Source organism: Pseudoalteromonas distincta (genome assembly GCF_005877035.1).
Lineage (GTDB): Bacteria > Pseudomonadota > Gammaproteobacteria > Enterobacterales > Alteromonadaceae > Pseudoalteromonas > Pseudoalteromonas distincta.
In genome coordinates, this window is the sequence record NZ_CP040558.1 from 254,894 (window position 1) to 281,076 (window position 26,183).

Consider the following 26,183-nt stretch of genomic DNA (forward strand, 5'->3'; position numbering starts at 1 on the left):
TTAACGGTATATTATTTATATTGGTATTAAAGCTATGAAAAAAATTATAAGCATTTGGGTTTCGATTATTAATCAAGTTAAACAGCATGAAGACGGCTCTTTTGTAGCAGGCCATAATGGACCACATGGCGATCAGGAAACACCAGTAAGGACTACAGCTCACCTTTTGTACATCTTGTGCAAATTGATTGATTTAGGTCATAATGAATATCGAGGTAAAGCTAATAAAGCAATTGACTACTTAATAAGCCCTAGTGCTAGGCCTATGGGAGCTTCTTTTTGGTGTAGAGTGAACCCAGAAAAAGACTTTTGTAATGGTTTAATTGGGCAAGCCTGGGTTATGGAATCTTTAGTATATGCAGCCAATGTTCTAAAAAGAAGTGATTGTTTTGAAGTAGTTGATGAAGTATTAGCAATGCATAAATGGAATAGTGGTTGTTCAGCTTGGCATAAGCTAAATGTTGATGGATCTTGCGGTGAATTATTTGGTACTTTTAACCAGCAGTTATGGTTTGCATATATATCTATACAAATGGGCGAAGAGTCAAAAAGTTATAATAATGGCGTGGAGTTTGTAAGTACCGTTTTACCCAGAGTAGAACTCTATTCTGACGGAATCATTTACCATGATTCCCCTGCTTATAAGATGCAAAAAATGCTGGGAGTTAAATCAGCTATAAAAGAACTAATTAACTTTATTAGTCGAAAAAGCAAAAAGAGTGATAAAAGAGCAAGATCTGTCGGGTATCATTCTTTTAATTTAATAGCGTTAAAAGGGATTGAAGAAAAACTGCCTGAAAACAAATTTTGGTATAGTTGTAAATATAAAAAAATAGTCAAAGCACTCTACACAGAGAAATATAAAAGAGAAACGAAAAATAATAAATTTGCTTATCCCTATAACCCTGTAGGTTTCGAAAATGCTTACTTTTTGGAAGGTAAAGATAAAGAGTTAGCAATCTTTTATCTTGTTGAGCAGCTAAACTATATATATTACGATGATAAAAAAATCGTTGTCAGGGATTCTCAAGATGCAGTAAATTCTTTGGCTAGAATCTATGAGTCTTGTAGATTAAGCGAATCTATTTTGAGTAGTCTAAATGACAACAACTAAAAGCTTAAAAAAAGAACTGTTTAGCAATATCAGTAAAAGTGTAGTCGCTAAGTATCTATTATACGTTTTTCAAATAATTGCGCTTGCTATTTACTCAAGATTATTTAGTCCAGAGCAGTTTGGGGTTATTGCAGTTATAACTGTATTTATTACTTTTTTTGTCATTTTTGGTGAAAGTGGTATTAGCTCAGCCTTAATAACGAGATCAAATTTAACTAAAGAACAGATCAATGGGATATTTAGCTTTACAGTTTTGCTTGCTCTGCTTTTTTCGTTTCTTTTTTGGTGCTTTTTGTATCTGTTAAATTTTTTTTATAACAGGGATGATTATCAAACTATTGGTTTATATGGTGTGTTTTCTGTTTTTTTTAGTGTTGTGAGTTCAGTGCCACTTGCTGCTCTAATTAAAGATAAGCAGTTTTTTGAACTATCTAAGAACACCATATTTGCTGAACTATTTTCCATAATTATTGTTATAGTTTTATATGAAAAAGTGCCTGATATGTATCTTATCGGAGTTAGGTTTGGGTTAGTGCCTATCGTAAATTTTATGTTGGTAATGTATTCAGCTAAAAAAACAACTATAGGCATGCCATTTTTTGGAAAAAGTTTAAGTGATTTCAATTTAATTCGTGGCTTTTCAATTTATGTATTTGGTTTTAATTTTTTAAATTATTTTTCAAGAAACTTAGACAACATATTAATTGGTAAATATATTGGGCTAGTCAGTTTAGGCCTCTATGAAAGATCATATATGTTAATGAAGTACCCCCTTCAGCTAATTACATCTGCAGCAGCGCCCGCTATACAGCCAGTAGTAAAAGATTTTAGCAAAAACAAGGATGATGTTTGTGATGCCCATAGCTTTATTGTTGAAAAAGTAATTGTTTTATCATCAGTAATATCGACTTTTTTGTATTGTAATGCGGAAATGATAGTTAGTATCCTTCTTGGTGAACAATGGAGGGAGGTGTCAGAAATTATTTCAGTCTTAGCTATGGCAATTCCCCTGCAAGTAGCGACCTCATTTAATGGTGGCTTTTGGCAAGCGTTAGATAAAACTAAAGAGCAGTTCAAGGTTGCCTTGTTCACAGCTTCAGTAATGATAACACTTATCTTTGTTGGTGCAGTATATTTTAAAACTCTAATTATACTTGCGTATTTGATTACATTTGGGCTGAATCTAACTTGTTTTAATGCCTTGTATCAGATTTTTAGGCGGCTTTATTCTAAAAGTATACTGTATGTTTTTAAACTGGTATCAATAGGTTTGATTCCTTTCTTTTTATCGGTTTTTGTCTTTGAGATTTTAGTTCGTTATTTGCATGTTTCGACTATTGAGAAGCTTTTTTTAACAATTTTACTTTCATTTTCTTGCTATGGTTTTTTTGTAATTAAAATGATTAAAAATAGGTGATTACCATGTGTTCTGTACCTTGTAAAACAGAGAGGGATGATACTGTAAGTATAATCGTTCCTGTTTATAATGACTCCGAAAGTTTAATAAAGTGCATTGAGTCTTTGTTGGAGCAAGACATAAGCAATGAATATGAAATTATAGTTGTGGATAATGGCAGTCATAACTTTAATACTTACTCTGCTGAAATAAACAAAAAATACCCTTCAGTGATCTTGTTACAAGAGCTAAGCCCTGGCTCCTATGCTGCCCGAAATAAGGGGCTGAGTATAGCAAAAGGTAAAGTGATCGCTTTCACTGACTCTGATTGTATTGCTCACAAATCATGGCTTTCTACAGCAATAAAAAGGTTGCAAAAAGTGGATATGGTGGGGGGGAGAATTGAGGTGTTTTATAAAGACCCTCAAAACCCAACCTCCGTAGAGCTTTATGAATCTGTTTTTGCATTTGATCAAAAAAGCGCGGTGGCTAGGGGGCATTCTGTGACAGCTAATTTATTAGTGAAAAAGATTGTTATCGATAAAGTTGGCGTATTTAACTCTAAGACCTTTTCCGGTGGTGATATTGAGTTTACTGACAGAGCCAATAAAGCAGGTTTTAAAATTGACTATAGTGAAGATGCAATGGTATATCATCCTGCTCGAAGAAAATACTCCGAATATCAGAATAAGCTAAGAAGAGTTATAGGTGGGCAGTTTGTTCTTAAACATGAAAATGATATTTTTATGAATAACTTTACTCTTAAAGCACTAATTAAAGATTTACTTGCTCCCTTCAAATTCCTTTTTATTAGTAACTTTATAATGAAAATTGATGACTGCGACCTTTTAAAAAGGCTTCGTATTTTTAATGTTGTGCTGCATAACCGCTATTATTCATTTTACTGTAAAGTGAAAATGTTAATACTTGGTGGTAAAAACTTAACTCGGTAGATTGAAATCATTTTTATGAAAATTCTAATATTAAATACTCTTTATTACCCTTATAAAGTTGGTGGAGCTGAAGTGTCAGTTCAGTTTTTAGCAGAAGGTCTAGCTGAGATTGGGCATGACGTTTATGTGGCTTGTATCGTACCAAAAGGTTCTGTTCATGCTAACACGAGTACGACCATCAATGGAGTTAATGTATTATATGTTCCACTATTAAATCTTTATTGGCCGTTTAATGATAAGGCAAGAGGAAAACTAATAAAGCTAATGTGGCACATACTTGACTCGTTTAATCCCCTTATGATTCGTCAAGTGAAAAAGCTTGTTAAAGCTATCAAGCCAGATGTAATTCACACAAATAATTTGGCTGGCTTCTCTGCTGGGGTTTTATCATGTCTAACGAAAAGTAAAGTAAAGGTTTTACACACTGCCAGAGATTATTACTTTTTACATCCAAATTGCACTTTGATGGATGGGAAGGAGCAGCTAAGTAAAGATTGTCTAAGTGTAAAGTTTTGGTCGGCTATTCGAGGACGGTTTTTAAAAAACGTTGATACTTTCATTTCTATTTCTTATTTTGTTAAAGAGTTATATTGTACTCGATTTGATTTTTTATCATCCAAGTCAGAGGTGGTTTATAATCCAGTGCAGGTTGTGGATGGTTTAAATAACGTGAAAAGTAATAGGGGGGAACTGGTTTTTGGCTTTATTGGTCGGTTATCCCCAGAGAAGGGGTTTGATGATTTTGTTAAATTAGCTGATTTTTTTTCCTCAGCAAATTCAAATGCGAAATTTATTGTTGCAGGTAAAGGGGAGAGTAAATATGTTAATTCCATTCTTAGCTTGTATCACAGAGCTAATATTGAACTTTTGGGGTTTGTAGAACCTTCCACTTTTTATGAAAGAATAGACGTTCTTGTTTCGCCAACAAAGTGGCCTGAGCCATTTGGTAGAACAATAATAGAGGCAAGAAGTTTTGGTGTACGTGTGATCGCTTATCCATCCGGTGGGATTAGAGAAATTTTCTACTTACTAAATGAATCTGAATTTTTAGTGGAAGATTTCGATACATTGAAAGTGTTGGCTTTATCTTTAAGCTTTAATTCGCTCGATAAAGAAATTAAAATGCATGAAGGGTTTCTTATCAAAGAGCATTGCAGTCAAGTAGAAGAACTCTATAATGCATAAAGTAAAAGGGGCAAACACAGCTAGTCTTCTTAAGCTCCCTTACTTTGTTATTATTTTTTTCTTTGTTTTTGATGGTGTTAGAGATAATGTTAGCTTCTCAACTTTATTAACTATTCTAAGAGAAGCTGCTATAGCATTTGTTGTTTCAATTACATTATTCAGTCTTTTTAGTAATAGAGTTAAAGTAAAAAAACATCTCGTACCCTATTTTTTTATTTTTCTCGTTCTATTTATAGGTTGTGTGTTTTCGCTTTACGCTACTATATTCCCGGTTTTTGATAGTCTTCAAGCGCTGTCTAGCCCGATATCGATTATTACCAAGCAACTTCAATTTTTTCTACTCGTAGTCGTTTTTTATAAATATGAAGACATTACAGGTGCAGAGTTGGAGGGGTTGATTTTATTTTTTGTGTATCTAGCTATTATTTATGCGTTAATTACTCCTATTTTTTATTTTTATCCACCTCCTTTCTTAGATGATTATAAGTCGTGGGGGAGATTAGGTATTGGCTATCCAACAATGGATGCACAAATGTTTTTTTATGCTTTTGTGTTTGTGACATTTTATTTAAAAATGACAAGGCTTAGGTTTTTTATTCTGTCATCTGTTTTAATTTTGGGGGCGTTGCTCCAAGTGACTGGAACTGGTTTTGCTACTTTATTTGCATTAATAATATCTGTGATGCTTTTTCCTTCAAAGCAATCAAGAGGATTAATGTTAGCTTTAATTTTACTTTCAGGCTTTATCGTTACAATAACTTATTTTACTTATGCGGATAAGTTTGAAAATGTGGTTTATTTATTTCAGAGTAAGACTTTAGAACTGTTAGGCCTAGAGGAGAGTATATCGCTTGATATTAGAAAGGGACAATTTGAACAACTAATGTCACTTGTAAAAGGTGATTTTATTACAAGTTTATTTGGAGTAGGTGGGAGTATATATGTTGAAAACCAGTTTTCTTTTTTTAGAGTCTCCTCTGGCTTGGTTGGTTTTTGTGCTTTTATAGCCTGGATTGTGTTATTAGCCTCTAAAAGTTTATTTCAATTTAAGGTTGATAATGGGGTTCTGCTATTCAGTTTGATGATATTTGTATTGGCTAGTTACAGTTTAGTAACTTTTTATTTACTACCGCTATATGGGGTACTTTCTATGTCTGTTGCTTTACACATTATAGAAGTGAAGAAGTTCAATGAAAATAATTGATTATAGGTGGAGTGCTAATCATGGTATAGGTCGCTTTTCTTCAGAAATATTAAAGAATATGCGTGGAAATGAACTCCAAGGCGACTTTTCTGATATTTTCAATACACTAGATCCAGTTCGATTATACCTGAGGTGTGTAATTGGTAGGGCTTGGTATATTTCCCCATCCTACAACTGCCCTTTATTTTGGGCTAAAAGGTCGATTATTACATTACATGACTTAATGCATATAAAATTTAGTGATTACTCGGGGTTAAAAAATAAAATATACTATAAGCTTTTAGTGAAATTAGTTTGCAAAAAATCACCTTTGGTTTTTACCGTATCAGAGTTCACCAAGCAAGAGATTGTTACATGGGCAGGCATTTCTGCAGATAAAATAGTTGTAGTTTATAATGGCGTTGATGATAAGTATCATACTGATGTAGCCCCTTATATTATGGGAGAACCGTATGTTTTTTATATCGGTGATAAAAAACCACATAAAAACATTAGAAGGTTAATCGAGTCTTTTTCACTATCAAAATCATCAAATACACACACCTTATTATTGTCAGGAGTTGAAAACCCAGAAATTAAAAATTGGGCTTCCGAGTTTGGCGTTCAAGATAAAGTTAAATTTTCTGGTTTTATCCCTGAAGAGCGGCTGCCTTCATACTACAAAGGAGCTGCACTTTTAGCTTTACCCAGTTTATATGAAGGGTTTGGATTGCCAATTATTGAAGCTATGGCTGTAGGTACTCCCGTCTTGACATCTAATTTAACCTCAATGCCTGAAATAGCGGGGGATGCCGCAGTTTTAATAAACCCTTTAGATGTAGATGATATAGCTAGAGGAATTGATTTATTAATTTCAGAGGGGGTGAAAAAGTTCTCGAGGCGTTATGTGAACTCTACCCACAAGCTGATATTTACACCCATGTTTATGATGAATCAGCGTTTAAAAATAGCATTATAAGTAAGCATAAGGTAACTACTACGTTTATTAGTAAATTACCTATGGCAATTAAAGCTTATCAGAGCTATTTACCTCTTATGCCTTTAGCATTAGAAGAGCTTGATTTAAATGGCTACGATTTGGTTATATCAAGTGAGTCAGGTCCTGCTAAAGGCGTGATTCCTCCTCCTGGTATCCCGCATATTTGTTATTGCCATTCACCAATGCGTTATGCTTGGGATATGTATAATGAATATAAAAATAGGGCTGGATGGCTTAAACGTAAAATAATGCCGCCCTTAATGCATTATTTAAGGCGTTGGGATCAACAAAACTCAACACAGGTAACTCATTTTGTTGCTAATAGTAGCTTTGTAGCCAAACGTATTTATTCATATTACAGGCGTGAGGCGAGTGTTATTCACCCTCCGGTTTCATTTGATGAGTTTAATATAAGCGAAACACAAGGTGATTATTATTTACTTTTAGGGCAGCTTGTTTCTTATAAGCGCGCAGATATTGCAGTAAAAGCATTTAATAAGTCGGGAAAGAAACTAATTGTAGTTGGTGAAGGCGAGCAATTTAATGAGCTTAAAGAAATAGCTAATCCCAATGTTCAATTATTAGGCCGTCAACCATTTAATGAAATCAAACGATTATTGAGTGAGTGCCAGGCGTTGGTTTTTCCTGGCGTCGAAGATTTTGGAATTGTACCCTTAGAAGCAATGGCATCAGGTCGCCCTGTAATAGCATATAAAAAAGGCGGTGCTTTAGAGACTGTGGCTGAAGGTATTTCGGGCATGTTTTTCAATGAGCAATCCGAGCAAAGCTTACAAGTCGCGATTAATGAATTCGAAAATAATAAACACAATTTTAAACCTGAAGTAATAAGAGCTTATGTAAAGAAGTTTGATCAAATTCGGTTTAAACAAGAATTTAAAGAGTTAGCAGATAAAATTTTATCAGGATATTGATACATCAAAATGATGTAGAAGGAATTTAACATGATTTTACCAGTAATAATGGCGGGTGGCTCAGGCACTCGTTTATGGCCGCTCTCGCGCGGTAATTACCCTAAGCAATTTTTAACCTTAAGCGGTGATTATACGATGCTGCAAAGCACGTTAAATCGCTTAGATGGATTAGACCATTCACCGGCTATGCTAATTTGCAATGAAGAGCATCGTTTTATAGCGGCAGAGCAAGTACGCCAATTAGGTGTTGGGCACAGTGGTATATTTTTAGAGCCCGTAGGGCGTAATACAGCCCCAGCCATTGCGCTGTCTGCTTTCAAAGCATTAGAAAACGGCGAAGACCCGTTGTTACTCGTACTTGCTGCAGACCATGTTATTAATGATACGAGTGCGTTTCAGCAAAGCGTTAACCAAGCGGCAACGCTTGCTGAGCAAGGGAAGTTAGTGACCTTTGGTATTGTAGGTAATAAACCAGAAACAGGTTATGGCTATATTAAGCGCGGTGAGCAGTATCAGGCAGGGTTTGTGGTAGAGCGTTTTGTAGAAAAACCGAATGAAGCTACAGCACAAGACTATATTAAAAGCGGTGATTATTACTGGAATAGCGGCATGTTTTTGTTTAAAGCAAGCCGTTACCTAGACGAGCTAAAAGCATTCCGCCCAGATATATATGCTGCGTGTGAAAAAGCCATGCAAGTGCAAAATGATGATATGGATTTTGTGCGTGTAGATAAAGCGGCGTTTGAAGCATGTCCAGACGAGTCAATAGATTATGCGGTAATGGAACACACTAAAGATGCTGTTGTTGTGCCTATGGATGCAGGCTGGAGTGATGTGGGTGGTTTTGCTGCATTGTGGGAAGTATCACCGCAAGATGAAAATGGTAATGCATTTAGTGGTGACGTAAAAGCCGTTGATACAAAAAACACCTTGGTGTTTGGCGAAGATAAACTAGTTGCTACCGTTGGCGTTGAAAATTTGGTCATAGTAAACACCAAAGATGCGGTGCTCGTTGCGCATAAAGATAAGTCACAGCATGTAAAAGCAATAGTACAACAATTAAAAGATGAGCAGCGAACAGAGGCCAAACTACACAGAGAAGTATACCGTCCTTGGGGTAAGTATGACTCTGTTGATAATGGTGAGCGTTTTCAAGTTAAGCGTATAACTGTAAAACCTGGAGCTAAGCTGAGTGTACAAATGCATCACCACCGTGCAGAGCACTGGATTGTAGTATCTGGCACGGCCAAAGTACAAATTGACGATACAGAGCAGTATGTAACAGAGAACGAGTCGGTGTATATTCCTATCACCGCGGTTCATGCTTTAGAAAACCCGGGTAAAGTTGATTTAGAATTGATTGAAGTGCAATCAGGCTCCTATCTTGGTGAAGACGATATAGTGCGTTTTGAAGACCGCTATGGTCGTGTTAAATAATCTATGCTTTTTGACATGAGCCACTAAGTGCGAATAGATATATTAGTTCTCTTGGTGGTTCATCTGCTTGTAGGTGAAACTTACTTTTTCAAGTTTATAGTCCCCAACCCCGAAGTAAATTCGAACCTCTATTATAAAAATATTCCCTAGGCTAAGTTTTACCCTTCGTTTATAAGTCTTGTATTGCCCAAGTACGAAACGAATGTGAACAGGCACCTGAATCATACTTCTATTTATGAAGCGCAAAATGTCTCATAGCTTTAGGTATCGTAAAACTTAAATAAAATTAAAATAATTCGGAAATGTAATGAATAAATTAATTAGTTCTCAAGTTATTGCTAATAGTAGCGTTGCTTTCGGTACAAGTGGTGCTCGTGGGTTAGTAAGCGATTTTACTCCTGATGTATGTGCTGCTTTTGCCGTTGCTTTTGTCAAATCAATCGACAATGAGTTTAGCTTTGATACAGTCGCGATCGCAATTGATAATCGTCCAAGCAGCTACGTAATTGCACAAGCCTGTGTAGAGGGGCTAAAGCAACTGAATATAAGCATCGTTTATTATGGTGTTATCCCTACGCCGGCACTTGCATATAAAGCTATGCAGGACGGTATGCCAAGTATTATGGTCACAGGTAGTCACATTCCATTTGACCGTAACGGCCTTAAATTTTACCGCCCTGATGGCGAAATAACTAAAGCTGATGAGCAAGCTATTTTAAATAGCGATACAACATTAAGGCAGCTTAAACACCTAACCGATATTTTCGTATGTAAGTCAGCAGAGCAAGCTTATATAAAACGTTATGCAGCGCTGTTTAGTAGTAATGCTCTTGCTGGAAAAAAAATCGGTATATATGAACATTCAAGTGCAGGGCGAGATATATACAAAACTTTATTTGAAAGCTTGGGAGCAGATGTTACTTGTTTAGAAAGAAGTGATACGTTTGTTCCTATCGACACGGAAGCTGTTTCGGATGAAGATAAACAAAAAGCACTGGATTGGTCAAGTAAATATGGATTTGATGCGATATTCTCTACTGATGGAGATGGTGATCGACCATTAGTTGCTGATGAAAATGGGCTGTGGCTCAATGGTGATACGCTTGGGTTAATAACGAGTCAATTATTAAATATAGAAGCATTGGCTGTACCTGTGAGTTGTAATACCTCGATAGAAAAATCACATCGCTTTAAGCAAGTCGTACGCACAAAAATTGGTTCACCATATGTAATTGCTGAGTTTGAAAGTTTAAAAGCAGACTTTACACGTGTTGCTGGTTTTGAAGCTAATGGTGGTTATTTATTAGGCTCTGATATTGATGTAAACGGAAAAATACTTACGGCACTGCCTACGCGTGATGCTTTATTGCCGGTACTACTGTTATTATCGCAAAAAAAGAGCATTGCAGAAATGCTTGTTGGACTACCTCAGCGCTTTGTAGCAAGTGACAGAGTAAAAGAGTTTCCAACAAAAAAAAGTAAAGAGCTAATAAAGCAACTAACGAGTAATTTAGCGCTTCTTACATCTGCGCTTAACTTACCACCGCACATTGCTGTAAATACAACAGATGGCCTGCGTATTACATTGGAGAATAATGATATATTACATTTAAGAGCATCAGGTAATGCGCCAGAACTACGTTGCTATGCTGAAGCATCAAGTAGTAGTGCTGCACAGAGTTTAGTTGTTAAAGGATTGAGCTTTTCACAAAGTTACAAATAGAGTATTAAATTATATCTGCCTTTCAGAATGCATTATGTAACTGAAGTGCCATTGTTTAACAAATAATTAAACATAAAAATATTTTGTCCGAACTTTAAGTGTTCGTTATTGAATTAATAAAAGAGAGAATTATGTCTAAAGGATTTGCAAAAGATCATAGCTTATTGGTTGCAACCTTACACCGCGGCTCTGACCTATTTGCTATATTTATCGGTTTTTCAGTATCAATGTGGCTAATAAATGGCGATATATGGCCTCAAAAGAGTTTTATTCTTACGCTGTTTTTAAGCATTGCTATTGCTTTTTGGCTATACCCATATCTAGGCATGTACAGAACATGGAGAGGGGAATCTAAAGTAAAAGAAATTGGTGTAGCGACAACATGTTGGACATTAAACCAAGTTATTTTAGGGGCTATTTATTATATCTCTGATAACTCAGTGAATTACGATAATAAATTGTTTATATATTGGTTTTTTGTCGGTGGGCTTGCTCTTATAGTTATACGTTTTAGTATTCGTTTAATGCTTAACAAGTACCGCTCTATAGGTGGTAATCAGCGTAGAGTCTTAGTAATTGGTGATGGTGAAATTGCGATTCGCCTAGTTAATAAAATTTTTAGCTCACCATGGACAGGTTATAAAGTATTGGGATCTTTTGGTGATGCACATGTTGAAGGCTGTTCGCACTTGGGCGACTTCAACGAAATTGAGGCTTATATGGATAAATACAGCCAATTAATTGATCAGGTTTGGATTGCTTTACCACTATCTGATGAGCTATTGGTTGAGCAAATTTTGCATAGCCTGCGTAATGCAACTCAAACGATTCGATATATACCTGATATGCGTGGTTTTAGGTTAATAAACCATTCTGTAAGTGATATTGCCGGTTTACCTGTTATTAACTTAAGTATGTCACCCATTAGTGGCGGGAATCAGCTTCTTAAAGTTATGGAAGATAAATTTTTATCCGGGGTGATCTTATTGATGATTAGTCCCATTCTTCTAATTTTGGCTATTGGTGTTAAAGTCACTTCACCTGGACCTGTTTTTTATAGGCAAGAACGGGTTAGTTGGAATAATAAGACATTTATGATGCTTAAATTTAGAAGTATGCCTCAAAATAGTGAAAAGGACGGCGTACAATGGGGGGGAGCCAAAGGTAAAACAAACACTAAATTTGGTCAGTTTATTCGTAAAACTAGTCTCGACGAATTACCACAGTTTATAAACGTTTTAAAGGGTGATATGTCGATAGTAGGTCCGCGTCCGGAGCGTACTGTTTTTGTTGAGCAGTTCAAAGATGAAATTCCTGGTTATATGCAAAAGCACATGGTAAAAGCAGGAATAACAGGTTGGGCACAGATTAATGGTTGGCGCGGCGATACTGACTTACAAAAGAGAATAGACTGTGACCTATATTACATAGATAATTGGAGTTTATGGTTAGATATTAAAATTATATTTTTGACTATTTTTAAAGGTTTTATAAATAAAAACGCTTATTGATAACTTGGTTGTGGTTGTTAAGTTTTCTTGTTAGCAACTTACTATCTCATTGAGCTGAGGTGTACATTTTATTTTGTATTTTTTTGGAACCTAATCTTAATATTTATTATCCTAAAATTTATTCAGGCTATTAGTTTAGTACTGTTAGGGTAAATTTAACGTGTAAATTATTTTCAAATAAAGGACTTCCTATGAAAGCTGTTATTCCAGTTGCCGGTTTGGGCACTCGCATGTTACCAATGACTAAAGCAATTCCTAAAGAAATGCTACCAATAGTTGATAAACCACTTATTCAGTACATTGTGAATGAATGTGTTGCGGCGGGTATTAAAGAAATTGTTTTAGTAACGCATAGCTCTAAAAATGCGATAGAAAACCACTTTGATACTAGCTTTGAGCTTGAAGCAACTCTTGAGAAACGTGTTAAGCGAACGTTACTTGAGGAAGTTCGATCAATATGCCCACCTGATGTCACTGTTATGAGTGTACGCCAAGGTGAAGCTAAAGGTTTAGGCCATGCCATTTTATGTGCTAAACCTATCGTTGGTAATAATGATTTTGTTGTGCTACTTCCTGATGTAATACTTGATGCATATACAGCTGATCAAAAAACAGAAAATTTAGCCGCGATGATCAAGCGCTTTAATACTGCTCAAGCAAGCCAAATTATGTTAGAGCCTGTTGCACTAGGAGATGTGAGCAAATATGGTATTGCCGATATTAACGGTGTTCAATTAATGCCAGGTAAAAGTGCTGCAATTAAAACTATGGTCGAAAAGCCTGCTGCCGATGACGCGCCTTCAAACCTTGCTGTTGTTGGACGCTATGTGCTGAGTAAAAATATTTGGCCTTTACTGGCTAAAACTCATGTAGGCGCAGGTGGTGAAATACAGCTTACAGATGCTATTGATGCATTAATGATGCAAGAAGCTGTAGAGGCGTTCCACATGAGTGGGCGTGCTCATGACTGTGGAGATAAGCTAGGTTATTTAAAAGCCGTTGTTGAATATACGATACGTGATGAAAGGCTAGGTAAGGAGTTTACTCAACATTTAAAAGCATTAGTTAATGGCGAAAGTGCGCCAACACTTAACAATGTGGTTAATTTGTAAGATATAACCTGTGTTGATTATAAAATTATAAACCGTGTTTAATTTAAATACGGTTTTTTTGTTTCTAGATTAGGTTTGTATATTACCAAGCTCAGTATTTAAAGCGACATCAACATTCTATGAAATTAAACTCTTTGTAGGCGTGAAGCTTGGTCACGCAAAAGGTTGTTAATATAGCAATGTGTAAATTAAACGCGCTAGCCAGCAAAGCGCCTACAAAAAATAGACATCGGTGCGCCCGATGGTAATTAAATCTTTGAAATCATCCCAACGTAGGCGTGAAGCTTGCTCACGCAAAGGTTGTTAATTAACTATGTGTGAATTAAACGCGCTAGCCAGCAAAGCGCCTACAAAAAATAGACATCGGTGCGCCCGATGGTAATTAAATCTTTGAAATCATCCCAACGTAGGCGTGAAGCTTGCTCACGCAAAGGGTTGTTAATTAACTATGTGTGAATTAAACGCGCTAGCAAGCAAAGCGCCTACAAAAAATAGACATCGGTGCGCCCGATGGTAATTAAATCTTTTAAATCATCCCAACGTAGGCGTGAAGCTTGCTCACGCAAAAGGTTGTTAATATAGCCATGTTTAAATTAACCACGCTAGCCAACAAAGCGCCTACAAAAAATAGACATCGGTGCGCCCGATGGTAATTAAATCTTTGAAATCATCCCAACGTAGGCGTGAAGCTTGCTCACGCAAAGGGTTGTTAATTAACTATGTGTGAATTAAACGCGCTAGCCAACAAAGCGCCTACAAAAAATAGACATCGGTGCGCCCGATGGTAATTAAATCTTTGAAATCATCCCAACGTAGGCGTGAAGCTTGCTCACGCAAAAGGTTGTTAATATAGCCATGTTTAAATTAACCACGCTAGCCAACAAAGCGCCTACAAAAAATAGACATCGGTGCGCTCGGTGGTAATTAAATCTTTGAAATCGTCCCAACGTAGGCGTGAAGCTTGCTCACGCAAAAGGCTGTTAATATAGCCATGTTTAAATTAACTACGCTAGCCAACAAAGCGCCTACAATAGACTGGCTTAGGTTTTCTATGTGGTAGAGTTGGTTAGTATGGTGTAATCGATTAAGTACTGTATATTTAACAGAGATAGTAAATTAATACAGATCGTTGTTGTTAACTCATCAGCGATTTTTTATTATGTAAATATTACCTAGAACATAACAATAAATGGAAGAACAATGCTAAAAAAATTACCTGTATTAATTGGATTAATGTTTAGTTCTCAGGTTTTTGCAAGTGGGGTCTCACCTTACTTACCTTTAAAACAAAACCCACAGTTAGAGCAACTAGTTGAAAAGCTCCTTGTTGTTGGCGACAACGCTCATATGATGAGCAAGCCTTATAAAACAACAGAAGTGCTAAAGGTATTAAAATCTATTGAGCACAGTTACCCCAGTTTGTATCAAAAACTGTTTAACGAACTCGCTCTATATAAACAAACTGATGCAATGACTTATGCTAAAGCTACAATAGCTTATGGTAATGAATCTAAGTCCATACCTAATCAGCGCGGACAAAGCGTTGATACTTATTTAAAATTAGAAGCCGGTGGCTTTGCTAATTTTGGTAATCATTTTGGTGTAAGTGTGGGCGGTATTATCAACGAAGATAATTTGCTCCCAACTCAAAGCTTTGTTTATTTTGGTAACGAGTATGCACAAGTCGATTTAGGCTATAGGGAACGTTGGTATTCACCTATTTACGATAGTGCAATGATTTTAAGTACTAATGCTAAAACCCTTCCTTCGATTGGTATTAGCAATGTGGAACCTATTACCGACTTTGATATACGTTACGATTTGTTTTACATGAAAATGAAAACAGACCCTGCGATCAATTCAGGCAAAGAGCTTGGCTTAAAAGTAGAAGGTAAACCTCACTTAGCAGGGGTGCATTTAAGTTTCTCCCCTTTTGATGGTTTAACATTAGGTGCTAGCCGTTTATTGCAATTTGGTGGTGGAGATCGCTCTGTTGGCATTAGTGATTTTGCCGAAGCATTCTTCTTACCCGGTAATAACGATAATGTGAATGGTGAAGAGCTTTCTGAGTTTGGCCCAAATTATGAAGTAGGTGACCAACTTGCCTCTGTTAGTTTTGACTATAAAGCGACCTGGTTTGATGTGCCTTTTAGTTTTTATGGTGACGTTGGTTTTGAAGATACCTTTGGCGGTGGAAAAAAGAATAATGCTTATAGCTTTGGACTATTTTTACCATATTTACACGAAGATCATAGTTTAAGGTTTGAAAATAGCCGTTGGCAAGAGGGTTGGTACATAGCTCATTTATACTCTTTGGGTAATACAATTAGTGGCCAAGTTTTAGGGCATTGGGCAGGTAATGAGCGTGGCGAAAATCATCAGCCGGCGGCTGAAAGTCAATCTATTAACTGGGTATGGCAATATAGTTCAACACAAAATATTGATACTACTATTCGACGTATAGAAAATGGTTTGGAGCGTGGGGGCAACGGCGCAGGCCGTTTACCCTTATCTTCTTACACTATAGGGGTTGAATTAGAAACTCGTTATACGCAACAGTTGCAAGAGGGTTATTGGGGCTTAGAGCTTTATACTGGTAAAACTGTTTTTGCCGATAACTTTTTTCGAGTCGGCGCCTTTTATGGATGGTAAATTGTGTTAGTATTTTAGCTATAACCAGCTGGGCATTAGACGCTTGCTGTAATCTTTAGCCTTATCTCTTTTAAAGTCACCTGTTTAACAATAGGTGACTTATAGCTGATAGTAATTAACTCTGATAAAATCATTTTTATTAATTATTGAATAACCTTAAAGGATTAGTATGAAAATTGCCGTAGTTGGTACAGGCTATGTAGGCCTTTCTAACGCTATGTTGCTAGCACAGCACAATGAAGTGGTTGCATTAGATATAGACGCACAAAAAATCGCACTTTTAAATAACAAAAAATCACCTATTGTGGATACCGAAATTAGTGATTTTTTAACACGTAGTGACTTGAACTTTACAGCAACTACCGACAAAGTAGCAGCCTATAAAAATGCTGACTTTGTAATTATTGCCACACCCACTGATTACGATGTTGAAAATAACTACTTTAATACCAGCTCAGTAGAGGCTGTAATTAAAGATGCGATAGCGCATAACCCAGATGTAGTTATGGTTATTAAGTCGACTATACCCGTTGGCTTTACACAAAGTATTAAAGAAAAACTTGGTATTAATAGCTTAATATTTTCGCCTGAGTTTTTACGTGAAGGTAAAGCGCTACACGATAACCTATACCCATCACGTATTGTAGTCGGTGAGCAAAGTGAGCGCGCAACAGTGTTTGCTAACTTACTTAAGCAAGGCGCTATAAAAGAAGATATTGAAGTACTGTTTACTGACTCAACTGAAGCTGAGGCTATTAAACTTTTCTCAAATACTTACTTAGCAATGCGTGTAGCTTACTTTAATGAGCTTGATAGCTACGCTGAAGCACATGGCTTAAACTCTAAGCAAATTATTCAAGGTGTTAGTTTAGACCCACGTATTGGTGGTCACTACAATAACCCATCGTTTGGATATGGCGGCTATTGCTTACCAAAAGACACTAAGCAGCTACGTGCAAACTATGCAAATGTACCAAACAATATTATTAGTGCCATTGTTGATGCTAATACGACACGTAAAGACTTTATTGCGGACTCAATACTTAAACGTAACCCTAAAGTGGTTGGTGTATATAGGTTAGTAATGAAAAGCGGATCTGATAATTTTAGAGCTTCGTCTATTCAAGGTATTATGAAGCGTATTAAAGCCAAAGGTATTGAGGTAGTAGTTTACGAACCAGTACTTAAAGAAAATGAATTTTATCACTCGCGTGTAATTAAAGATTTAAGTGAGTTTAAACAAATATCTGACGTTGTTGTATCTAACCGCATGGTTGAAGAGCTTAGCGATATTGCTGATAAGGTTTATACACGTGATTTATTTGGTAGTGACTAGTATATAATTTTATATAGCGTCCATTTATTATGGGCGCTTACATTTATTTTCTGTATTTTAAACATAGATAGTTATTAAAGAAGCGAGCAGTCATTTCTCTTTTTTATATTAATACTGAAATGAAACAGATTTCTAAACATTACCTTTATTAATTTAATAACAAGTATAAACCATTCATTTAAATTGCTTACATAACCTTACCAATACCTTTCTCTCTTATTTTTCCTTACCTTGAATCAGCATATTACTGGCTAGATTTTTTTAGTTGTCAGATGTAACCTTAATATGTTAATTCCTCTGTATTATTAATTCTATAAAAAAAGGTTAATAAAACTATGGATATAGAAATTAAAATTTACTAATATTTAACATGTGTATCTTTGAGTTTTATAATATATAAAGTTCAAAGAGAGCAGTGCTAAATATATTGAGTAGCAACTGTTGTTGCTCAATATTGAATTAAGAATAGTAGAATTAAATTAGTAAAAATAAGGAATAATATGAAACGGAATGTTAATTATGTATGGGTACTCATTTTAACTTTACTTCTAACTGCGTGTGGCGGAGGTGGGGGCTCAGATCCATCTGAGAGTACGAATACATCAACAGGAGGTGGAGGCTCGACCGGTAGTGTAACCACTGAAGCCCCAAAAGTTGTTAGCTTTACAGTAGATAATGAACTGAGCTGCACAGCAACAGTAAAATGTGAAAATATTATCACTGTAGAAGTGGATGCAGAGATTACGGGGGCTAAATTTCAATTAAATGGCGCCCAAGGAGACATAGTTTTCTCAGATAGTTTTTTGACTTTACCTGATAGCGGTGAAATAACGTTTGATAGCACTAAGACTTTTAAGCTGAATGTAACCTCACAAACAGCGGGTGAAGTTAGTATTGAGTTAGTGGCTATTACTGATGCTAATGGCACTTATGATATTGACAATGCTTCAGCTGTGATTATGTTTGCAGAACAGCCTGTCCAATCGCAACTAGGTACAAGTATAATATATTTCAACCCACTTAATGATGCAGAACTTTCATCAACGGGTGAGCAAGATGAAAATACGGTGATTGCCACAAGTATTACAGTGACACGTTATAAACGTAATGAGGATGGCGAGTATGTTCAAGAGTCACAAGATGTGGTTATACTTGATAGTGAAAATAAGTTTGAACAACAGCTTGCAGTAGGTGATTACTATGAGTATATAGCAGTCAGTACGAGCTTTGCTGAACTTGAAACAAGTCGACAGTTTTCGATAAGTCGTGGTGGCTTAGCAACAAATACTATGATGCTCTACCCTGTAGGAGTAACTGCAGAAGAGGTCGCAGCTCAAAAAGAAGCGCATGAGCTAGGTGAACATAATTTATTCACTTATTATATTAATGACTTCACTTATAATTGGGTCGATAGAAAGCCACTGAGTGTTAAGTATGATGCAGAGCTTGAATTTATCGTAAACTCATTCTCTCTTGTAGATAGCAGTACTTCGAGTGTGGAAATTTTGTCTAATTTAAACTTCAACCTAAAAGTAAAAGACACTAACTTTAATGTAGATATAACCCCAGATACCCAACTTTATGATTTTGTTCCATTGTCGGCTGGAACAGTATCAATAGAGTTTGCCCTGTCTAATTTTACTGCAGGTAATCAAACGCTTGAACTTGATATGCGAATTGCAGGGTCACAAACCATTGGTGGTTTTAGCGAGACCGCAGTGGAAATTGAAATTCTTGAGTAACGAAGTAAATTCTAAACACTGAATATTTATATCTATTTTTAAGAAAAGCAGTTTTACTTTTAAAGCCCTATGACAATAGCCCTAATTATTTCCATAGGGCTATTTCAAAAAACTTGAATCACATTACTTGGTTATGTTTTTATTTCCTACTTTATTAAAATGGCAGTTACAGACTCACCGCTAAATACATAAGATTGTACTTAATAAATGTAAGTTAGACTGCGCTGTCTTATTGCCTCGTATAAACTCTGTGTATGTTTACTTCAATTTTGGTCTGTTATTGATCAGCATTCTGATCACACACTCTCTTCGGAAGTCGCGTTATTTTTTAATGACTTTAGCTCTAATACGCCTTCATTAATGTAAGAAAATATAACTATCCAACCAACGACTGAAATAAAAGAGGCTTTAATGATCCAAGGCAAAAGCCAGTCTCCACTATTCCATAGCATATGTGAAAGTGTTGCTATTAGAAAAACCCGTACAAAAGTATACTCAAATAGCATACTTATCATAAAGGGTCTGCCTTGCTTAACTTTCCATAATGCAGCACCTATCATACCGGTCCAAATTATATGCCCAAAGGGAGACAAGACACCTCGTAAATTAATGTTATCTATCATTGAGGTATAGTTCTGACTCAAAAGAATTTCAAACGCATACCCAGCACTTTCAAATGAACCAAAACCACAGCCAACAGCAGCCCCAAACAATAAACCGTTTAAAATATATGGGTATCTGACTGCATTTGCTATTAATAGAAGTGCGATTAATTTACCAGGCTCTTCAGCTAAACCTGCAACAGGTGGGCCTAGCCAGTTTAAGTCAGAAGTTAATTGAAACATGAGCAATGAAAAAATGAGCGACAGTATCCCGCCTTGTAGAACTAGTTTAAATACTTTTATTAATGATACATTTCTTGGTACGTTTGTCTCGAAAAAGAAAACGAGTACACTCAAAGGCATTGCAAACGTGCCCACAAAAATTAAGCCGGGCAATAGTTTGATATTTTCCCAATATTCAAATGAGTAAATAAAGCCAAAATAGGTTAGTAGCATCAATCCAAAAAGCCGAATAAATAACCAAGGTCTTGGGAATTCGGATGTTATTTCATTGATATCAGGTGTTGTTGTCATCGTTCCAACCGAATAATACTCTTCAAGCTCTTCATCATTTCTTTTCTTAAACACATCTGAAAAAAGTAGCTTGATGTTGAAGTCCGCCAGATCTGTAGTGCCCGCAAAGGAGGTGACATGCTGACTTAATGTCGCTCGGTTTTGAAACAACGTTTTTTTAGCTATTACATCTCCTTTTGATGAAAAACGATTACTTGCATTCTTATCACCCATTACATAGCAGATAATGCCAGCTTCTAGCATCATCTCAGACATGTACTGGGCTTTTTCGTGACTTAGACCCTTCTTTAATACATAGCTTCTGCCATTAAAATATTGCTCAGCTTTAGCGATTGAAATATTAAAGAGCGAAGCAAACTCATTTACTGCTTTCCCTCGGCTTTTATCCGGGGCAATATCTCCTTTAAAAACGAGCTTATAAGTACACGCCATCATACTACCTCGTAAATAATAGTTTTACAGATGGTGTTACGGCGAGGCTGATTTCCATACCTACGCTTTTCATACTTCTGATGTTAACTTTTCTTTGTAAATCAGCACTCATTTTGATTGCGCGAACTAACATTGCCACGATAGGTTTATCTTTAACTTTCTCTTCAAGCTCTTCCATTGATAGCGTCGTTTCACTGTTCATTTTAATAATGACATTAACCTTTGGTGATACACCGACTTCCATCTCAAGATCTTCAATAATGTAGCCCGCATTCTCTAGATAAGGTATTGATGAATTTATTTGTACTACAGATTCTTGTAGTTTTATCATACCAATTGTTTGCGCTCTTTTGAGCTGCTCAAATGCCATTTTTTGTGCTTTTACAGTAAAAGCATTAGAGCTAATAAAGCTACTTGTTTCCTCTTCAACAACATAAGCCCCCGACATTAAATCATGGAATCCTCGACGCTTAGGGTTGAAGAAAATACTTATCGCTGATATCAAGAAAAAGGCGAAGCCTACTAAGAATACAATGGATCTTATGAAGGCGTTAAGTAAGTTTAATGGGGTCGAGTTTTCATCTATTACTTTTATTTTTAATAACCTTGCGCCAATTGTTTTTCCGCCTGATAAATTGCCAGTCATCAGCGTGAAATAAACAAGACTTAACACAAATCCAAGGTACTTTAAGCTTTCAAGTGTGGCTGGAAAAAAGGTCAGTATCAAATACGTAATGATAAACGTAAAAACCATCGTTATTAGTTGGTCAATGCACACGGCCGCGACACGTTTCCACGGTTTTGCTATTAGAAAGGTGTCTACTTTTATTGTGTCATTTTCATTGGCAGGTTCTTGGGCTGCATCCGCTTCTATTGTCGAAATGTCTTCAACTACGGCAACAGTTTCAATTTCTTCTTCTGCGGCCAAGTCATCGACTTCTTCAATGTCTTCAAGATTAAAAAGATCTTCATTATTATGTTTAAATTGAAGCTCAACTTTTCCACCAAACTTAATGATAGCCTGTTCGATTTTATTGGCTTTTTCTTCGTCCAAATCGGTAAAAAGCACGAGATTATCTTGCTTTAAATAGCCGATGACATCTGCTTTAGATGCGCTTGGGAAACAACGCTTAATTACGCCAGCAAGGTTAGCGATATTATTTTTATTACTGATCCCTCTGTAGATAACATCACACTTCATCATAATATATTTCAGTCCCTTTAATATTTAAGTTCGCAATAGAATTTTATTAGCTTTATTTTGGTTATGAACAGGCGCTCACAAACGGGTGTCTTCAATCAACGGTTGCGCTAAGGTGAAGTCACTTGGACTCTTAAGTGGTTTGCTTTGCTCTTACCTATAGCCATCATCTTAAAACGATATTTTTCGCATTTAGTTTTAGATGAAACTCAAATAGCACAGAGCCAAACTTACTTGATCCTATCTGTATTGGCGTGCACGGCGAAGCATGACAATCTGCCTGTTAACAAATGTGAGAGTGCGCTAGTTGTGTCTTTAAATTTGATAACGCTCTAGCGTTTAATACTTTTCAAAACAGTGGGTACATATTGGATAGGGATAATGGGAAATGAATACGTTTTACTTTCATGTCAACTCATCGTCCAATTTGATAAGTACTACAACTGACTAGCCGGGAATAGTATACATTCCTGCCATGCATATCAAATAAAAATTTATAGTGCATACAATGAACTAAAAACATTTTTTCTTTGCATGACGGTTAATAATATTACTAATACCCATGATATCTCGGTTTGTAAGGAAGTATTTTAATATTTACCTATGCCATAGCTTCATCGGTAATCCCCACAAAAAATAATAGAAGCCAAATGTAGAATTTTCTCCGATTGCCATCCCGATTTACAGTGATATTTTTTTAGCATAATTATTCCATCAGCAGTACATACTTAAGTAAGGAAGAAAAAAGCGATATATTAGTAGTTAGTAATTGGTGTATATAAGTTGTAGGTGAGGTTTTATTATCTCGCTTTTTATTTTATATAAATACAATCCCAATAAGGGTATGAAGCAATTTTATCGACAATTTTAGCCCGCAAAGGGTTAGCAATAATATATCTAGCATTGTTCAGTAAATCATTTTCATTTCTAATCATGTGATCATAGTAGTTACGTTGCCATAATTTATACATACCCAAATCGTTACGAGTTACTTTAGAGCAACGCCCTTTAAATAACTTAATTACATCGGACAGCGCTTTCTTAGTTCCTAATTGAATTAGCCAATGTATATGATTTGGCATAATTACAAATGCTATTGTTTTAGCTGCTTCTTGCGTTTCTATCTTTTTCATTTCTGTGATTATTAAACGATTAATATCCATAGAAATAAATATGTTTTCTCTTTTGTGTGCCACTAGTGTGATTGAGTAAAATCGATTTGTTAATGATACTCTGCCTTTTCGCAATAAATCAGAACGATACATTTTTACAGTCTTTCAATACTTTTCATTAAAGGTAGCAGAGGTTTCAAATTAAGAGATCGCGAAGTAAAGTTAGGTTAGATGAGCGCGAAGTAAATTCGCACCTACAGGGTGTGTGCATGTTGTAGGTGAGGTTTTATACCTCGCTTTGATAAAGTTAAGGTCGATGAGCGCGAAGTAAATTCGCACCTACAGGTGGCATATATTGTAGGTGAGGTTTTATACCTCGCTTTTGGTAACGTTAGGTTAGATGACCGCGAAGTAAATTTGCACCTACAGGGGGATATTGTAGGTGAGGTTTTATACCTCGCTTTGGTAAAGTTAAGGTAGATGATCGCGAAGTAAATTTGCACCTACAGGTGGCATATATTGTAGGTGAGGTTTTATACCTCGCTTTGGTAAAGTTAAGGTAGATGAGCGCGAAATAAATTCGCACCTACGGTGTGTGTGTGTTGTAGGTGAGGTTTTATACCTCGCTTTGGTAAAGTTAAGGTAGATGAGCGCGAAATAAATTCGCACCTACGGTGTGTGTATGTTGTAGGTGAGGTTTTATACCTCGCTTTGGTAAAGTTAGGTTAGATGAGCGCGAAGTAAATTCGCACCTACAGGGGGGGGCATGTTGTAGGTGAGGTTTTATACCTCGCTTTGGTAAAGTTAGGTTAGATGAGCGCGAAGTAAATTCGCATCTGCAGGGTGTGTGTATGTTGTAGGTAAGGTTTTACATCTCGCTTTAAAGGTCTTATAAACAAAAACCCCGATGGTACTGTGTACCATCGGGGTTTTTTAATCGTTTTAGTAAACTTAAACTTTAAATTCGTCTACCGACAAGCGAAGCTCTTCAGCAAGTTTTGCTACTTCTGAACTTGAGATATTAGTTTGGTTTGCGCCTTCGGCTGTTTGCTCTGCGATGGCTACAATCGACTCAAGGCGTTCGCTAATTTCTTGTGCTACTTGTTGTTGCTCAAGTGCCGCAGTCGAAATTTCTTCACTTACGTCGTGGGCTTGCGAAACTGCAAATGTAATCGAATCAAGTGCGCTACTTGCTAGGTCGGTTTGCTCAACACACGATACAGCGCGTTGCTTACCTTTGCTCATTGCCGTTACGGCAGCTTCAGCGCCTGTTTGTAGCGACTCAATCATTGATTGTATCTCTTGGGTCGACTCTTGAGTTTTACTTGCTAGAGAGCGTACTTCGTCAGCTACAACAGCAAAGCCTCTGCCATATTCACCAGCTCGTGCAGCTTCAATTGCGGCATTTAGTGCAAGTAGGTTCGTTTGATCCGCTATTCCGCGTATTACATCTAAAATGCTGCCTATTGATGCGCTATCTTGATGCAGTTTATTAATGACTTGTGAGGCGTCGTCTACTTCACGCGCTAGCTGTTCAATCGTTGCTTTATTGTTATTTGAAATGCCTTTAACGCGTTCAGCTTCTTTATCTGCATTTTTAATTTCGCTAAGTGCTTGTTGAGCGCTGTTACTAACCGTTTGCGATGTACTGCTCATTTCGGTTGTTGCAGTAGCTGCTTGTTCAACTTGTGCTTGTTGGTTACGAATTGCTTGGCTTGATTCTGAGGTAATGGCCGATGTTTGCTCTGATGCTGCTGCAAGCTGAGTAGAGCGCGAAATAATGCCTTTAATTAGGCTGCGTAGGCTGTCAATTAGTGTATTACAACTTTTAGATAGTTCGCCAAACTCGTCTTTAGCGCTGTCGTCTAAACGTTGTGTCATGTCGCCACTGGCAACAATATCTAAAATGCGATTCACTTCGGCAAGTGGTTTAGTAATGCGGCTAACAGTAATAATGGCAATCACAATTGCTAAAAGAGTGGCTATAACCATGCCAACCCACGTCCATAAATTAGCTGAGTCTACATCGCTGCGCACACCTTGTTGTAATTTAAACGCAACGTCACTCGCTTGATTAACTAGCTCGTCAATTTGGTTAAGTGCCATTTTGGTGGCTTGCTCTGACTGCGCAAGCTCTGATTGCGTAAGCGTAATCGAATCAATTAAACGTTTTTTGTTTGCTGCTAAGCTGTTACTGCCCTTTATGTTATTTTCTAAAACATCAACATACTCTTTTAGGCTTGAATATAAGTCGCTATGCGTTTGCTCTATTGCTGGCTTAATTAAATCAACGGTACGGATTACTTCTTCAAGGTAATACGTTTGCTCGTTTTTAACAATATCGAGAGTGTTAAGCGTTTTAACGGTTAGCATGTCGGTGCTGTTACTAACTACCGACATAAAGTTGTTTTCTAAATTATTTGCAGCTTGATAAGCGCGAGGGTGGTTTTGTTCAAACCCGTCAATGTCGATAATGTCGAGTACAACAGAGTTAGCATCTTCTGCACTTAGTTCTATATTTTCTAATTGTGCTTTTAGTGTTTTATTTAATGCTAGCTGCTTGCCTTTGTCTTCTAATAAATTTTCAACGGTGCTTAAAAAGCTTAAATAAGTTTTTTCTACATTTTGGCTACTTTGATTAAGTGCAGCATCGTTTTTTACTACGTCTTGAAGCTCACGGTGCAGCGTGTTGAATTGCTGTTTTTGTTCAAGGACTTGTGCTTTTATTGGCGCAAGCTCATTGGCTGATGTCGTGTAAAAGCTCGCTTGTGCGGCTTTACTCATTAAAATAAATTCGGCTTGTAGCTCAGAGCTTTTATTTAATGCTGGGAGTGATAGTTGGTTCACTTTTTGAGTGGAACGGTCAATATTTGCAATTTTTATTAAGGAATTACCACCAATTATTAATAATAATAGTGTGATAAATATAAAACCACCCCAAATACGCTGGCTTACTGTCAGGTTCATAAGATTTCCACTCAAAAAGTACTTCAATTAAGACTTATCGGCGTTTGTACCAATAAGTT

General features: G+C 36.5%; 18 protein-coding genes. 14 read left to right on the forward strand and 4 right to left on the reverse strand.

Translation table 11 applies throughout. The features are described 5' to 3' along the window. Positions 1–34 precede the first annotated feature (34 nt). The 14 genes from FFU37_RS01055 (at position 35) to FFU37_RS01120 (ending at position 19,276) form a co-directional block, all read left to right on the forward strand. Positions 35–1,114, forward strand: a complete 1,080-nt coding sequence (locus FFU37_RS01055; RefSeq protein ID WP_138488492.1) for a hypothetical protein — start codon at positions 35–37, stop codon at positions 1,112–1,114. Further along, positions 1,101–2,531, forward strand: a complete 1,431-nt coding sequence (locus FFU37_RS01060) for an oligosaccharide flippase family protein (RefSeq protein WP_138488493.1) — start codon at positions 1,101–1,103, stop codon at positions 2,529–2,531. The genes FFU37_RS01055 and FFU37_RS01060 overlap by 14 nt, the downstream gene beginning before the upstream one ends. A 5-nt stretch (positions 2,532–2,536) precedes the next feature. Next, a complete protein-coding gene (locus tag FFU37_RS01065; protein WP_138488494.1) occupies positions 2,537–3,463 on the forward strand; it encodes a glycosyltransferase family 2 protein in 927 nt (308 codons plus the stop codon). A gap of 15 nt (positions 3,464–3,478) precedes the next feature. After that, positions 3,479–4,648 (forward strand): glycosyltransferase family 4 protein, encoded by a 1,170-nt coding sequence (locus tag FFU37_RS01070; protein WP_138488495.1) that lies wholly within the window; start codon positions 3,479–3,481, stop codon positions 4,646–4,648. After that, positions 4,641–5,852, forward strand: a complete 1,212-nt coding sequence (locus tag FFU37_RS01075; RefSeq protein ID WP_138488496.1) for a hypothetical protein — start codon at positions 4,641–4,643, stop codon at positions 5,850–5,852. Before FFU37_RS01070 ends, FFU37_RS01075 begins: the two co-directional genes overlap by 8 nt. Further along, a complete protein-coding gene (locus FFU37_RS01080; protein ID WP_138488497.1) occupies positions 5,839–6,810 on the forward strand; it encodes a glycosyltransferase family 4 protein in 972 nt (323 codons plus the stop codon). The genes FFU37_RS01075 and FFU37_RS01080 overlap by 14 nt, the downstream gene beginning before the upstream one ends. Beyond that, the gene (locus FFU37_RS01085; protein WP_239022724.1) at positions 6,762–7,763 is read left to right on the forward strand and encodes a glycosyltransferase; all 1,002 of its coding nucleotides are present in this window, start codon (positions 6,762–6,764) and stop codon (positions 7,761–7,763) included. The genes FFU37_RS01080 and FFU37_RS01085 overlap by 49 nt, the downstream gene beginning before the upstream one ends. Positions 7,764–7,793: 30 nt before the next feature. Then, entirely contained in the window at positions 7,794–9,200 is a 1,407-nt protein-coding gene (locus FFU37_RS01090) for a mannose-1-phosphate guanylyltransferase/mannose-6-phosphate isomerase (RefSeq protein ID WP_138488499.1), read from the forward strand. A gap of 307 nt (positions 9,201–9,507) precedes the next feature. Then, positions 9,508–10,923 carry a phosphomannomutase gene (locus FFU37_RS01095; RefSeq protein ID WP_138488500.1) on the forward strand — a complete coding sequence of 472 codons (1,416 nt, stop codon included), beginning with the start codon at positions 9,508–9,510 and terminating at the stop codon, positions 10,921–10,923. 131 nt (positions 10,924–11,054) lie between these two features. Continuing rightward, positions 11,055–12,434 (forward strand): undecaprenyl-phosphate glucose phosphotransferase, encoded by a 1,380-nt coding sequence (locus tag FFU37_RS01100; RefSeq protein ID WP_138488501.1) that lies wholly within the window; start codon positions 11,055–11,057, stop codon positions 12,432–12,434. Between the two features lie 191 nt (positions 12,435–12,625). Then, complete coding sequence (gene galU, locus FFU37_RS01105; protein ID WP_138488502.1) at positions 12,626–13,546, forward strand: UTP--glucose-1-phosphate uridylyltransferase GalU; 921 nt, start codon at positions 12,626–12,628, stop codon at positions 13,544–13,546. Positions 13,547–14,746: 1,200 nt separating this feature from the next. Continuing rightward, positions 14,747–16,198 carry a capsule assembly Wzi family protein gene (locus FFU37_RS01110; RefSeq protein WP_138488503.1) on the forward strand — a complete coding sequence of 484 codons (1,452 nt, stop codon included), beginning with the start codon at positions 14,747–14,749 and terminating at the stop codon, positions 16,196–16,198. A gap of 169 nt (positions 16,199–16,367) precedes the next feature. Continuing rightward, entirely contained in the window at positions 16,368–17,534 is a 1,167-nt protein-coding gene (locus tag FFU37_RS01115) for a nucleotide sugar dehydrogenase (protein WP_138488504.1), read from the forward strand. Between the two features lie 500 nt (positions 17,535–18,034). Further along, positions 18,035–19,276 carry a hypothetical protein gene (locus tag FFU37_RS01120; RefSeq protein WP_138488505.1) on the forward strand — a complete coding sequence of 414 codons (1,242 nt, stop codon included), beginning with the start codon at positions 18,035–18,037 and terminating at the stop codon, positions 19,274–19,276. A 296-nt stretch (positions 19,277–19,572) separates the two neighbouring features. On the opposite strand, the gene FFU37_RS01125 is transcribed toward FFU37_RS01120, so the two are convergent. From FFU37_RS01125 to FFU37_RS01140, 4 genes are all read right to left on the reverse strand, one after another. Continuing rightward, a complete protein-coding gene (locus FFU37_RS01125; RefSeq protein ID WP_138488506.1) occupies positions 19,573–20,847 on the reverse strand; it encodes a PrsW family intramembrane metalloprotease in 1,275 nt (424 codons plus the stop codon). A 1-nt stretch (position 20,848) separates the two neighbouring features. After that, positions 20,849–22,048: an RDD family protein gene (locus tag FFU37_RS01130; protein WP_138488507.1), complete on the reverse strand. Its 1,200-nt coding sequence runs from the start codon at positions 22,046–22,048 to the stop codon at positions 20,849–20,851. Positions 22,049–22,857: 809 nt separating this feature from the next. Next, positions 22,858–23,310 carry an REP-associated tyrosine transposase gene (locus tag FFU37_RS01135; protein WP_138488508.1) on the reverse strand — a complete coding sequence of 151 codons (453 nt, stop codon included), beginning with the start codon at positions 23,308–23,310 and terminating at the stop codon, positions 22,858–22,860. A 798-nt stretch (positions 23,311–24,108) separates the two neighbouring features. Then, a complete protein-coding gene (locus FFU37_RS01140; protein WP_138488509.1) occupies positions 24,109–26,124 on the reverse strand; it encodes a methyl-accepting chemotaxis protein in 2,016 nt (671 codons plus the stop codon). Between the last annotated feature and the right edge of the window lie 59 nt (positions 26,125–26,183).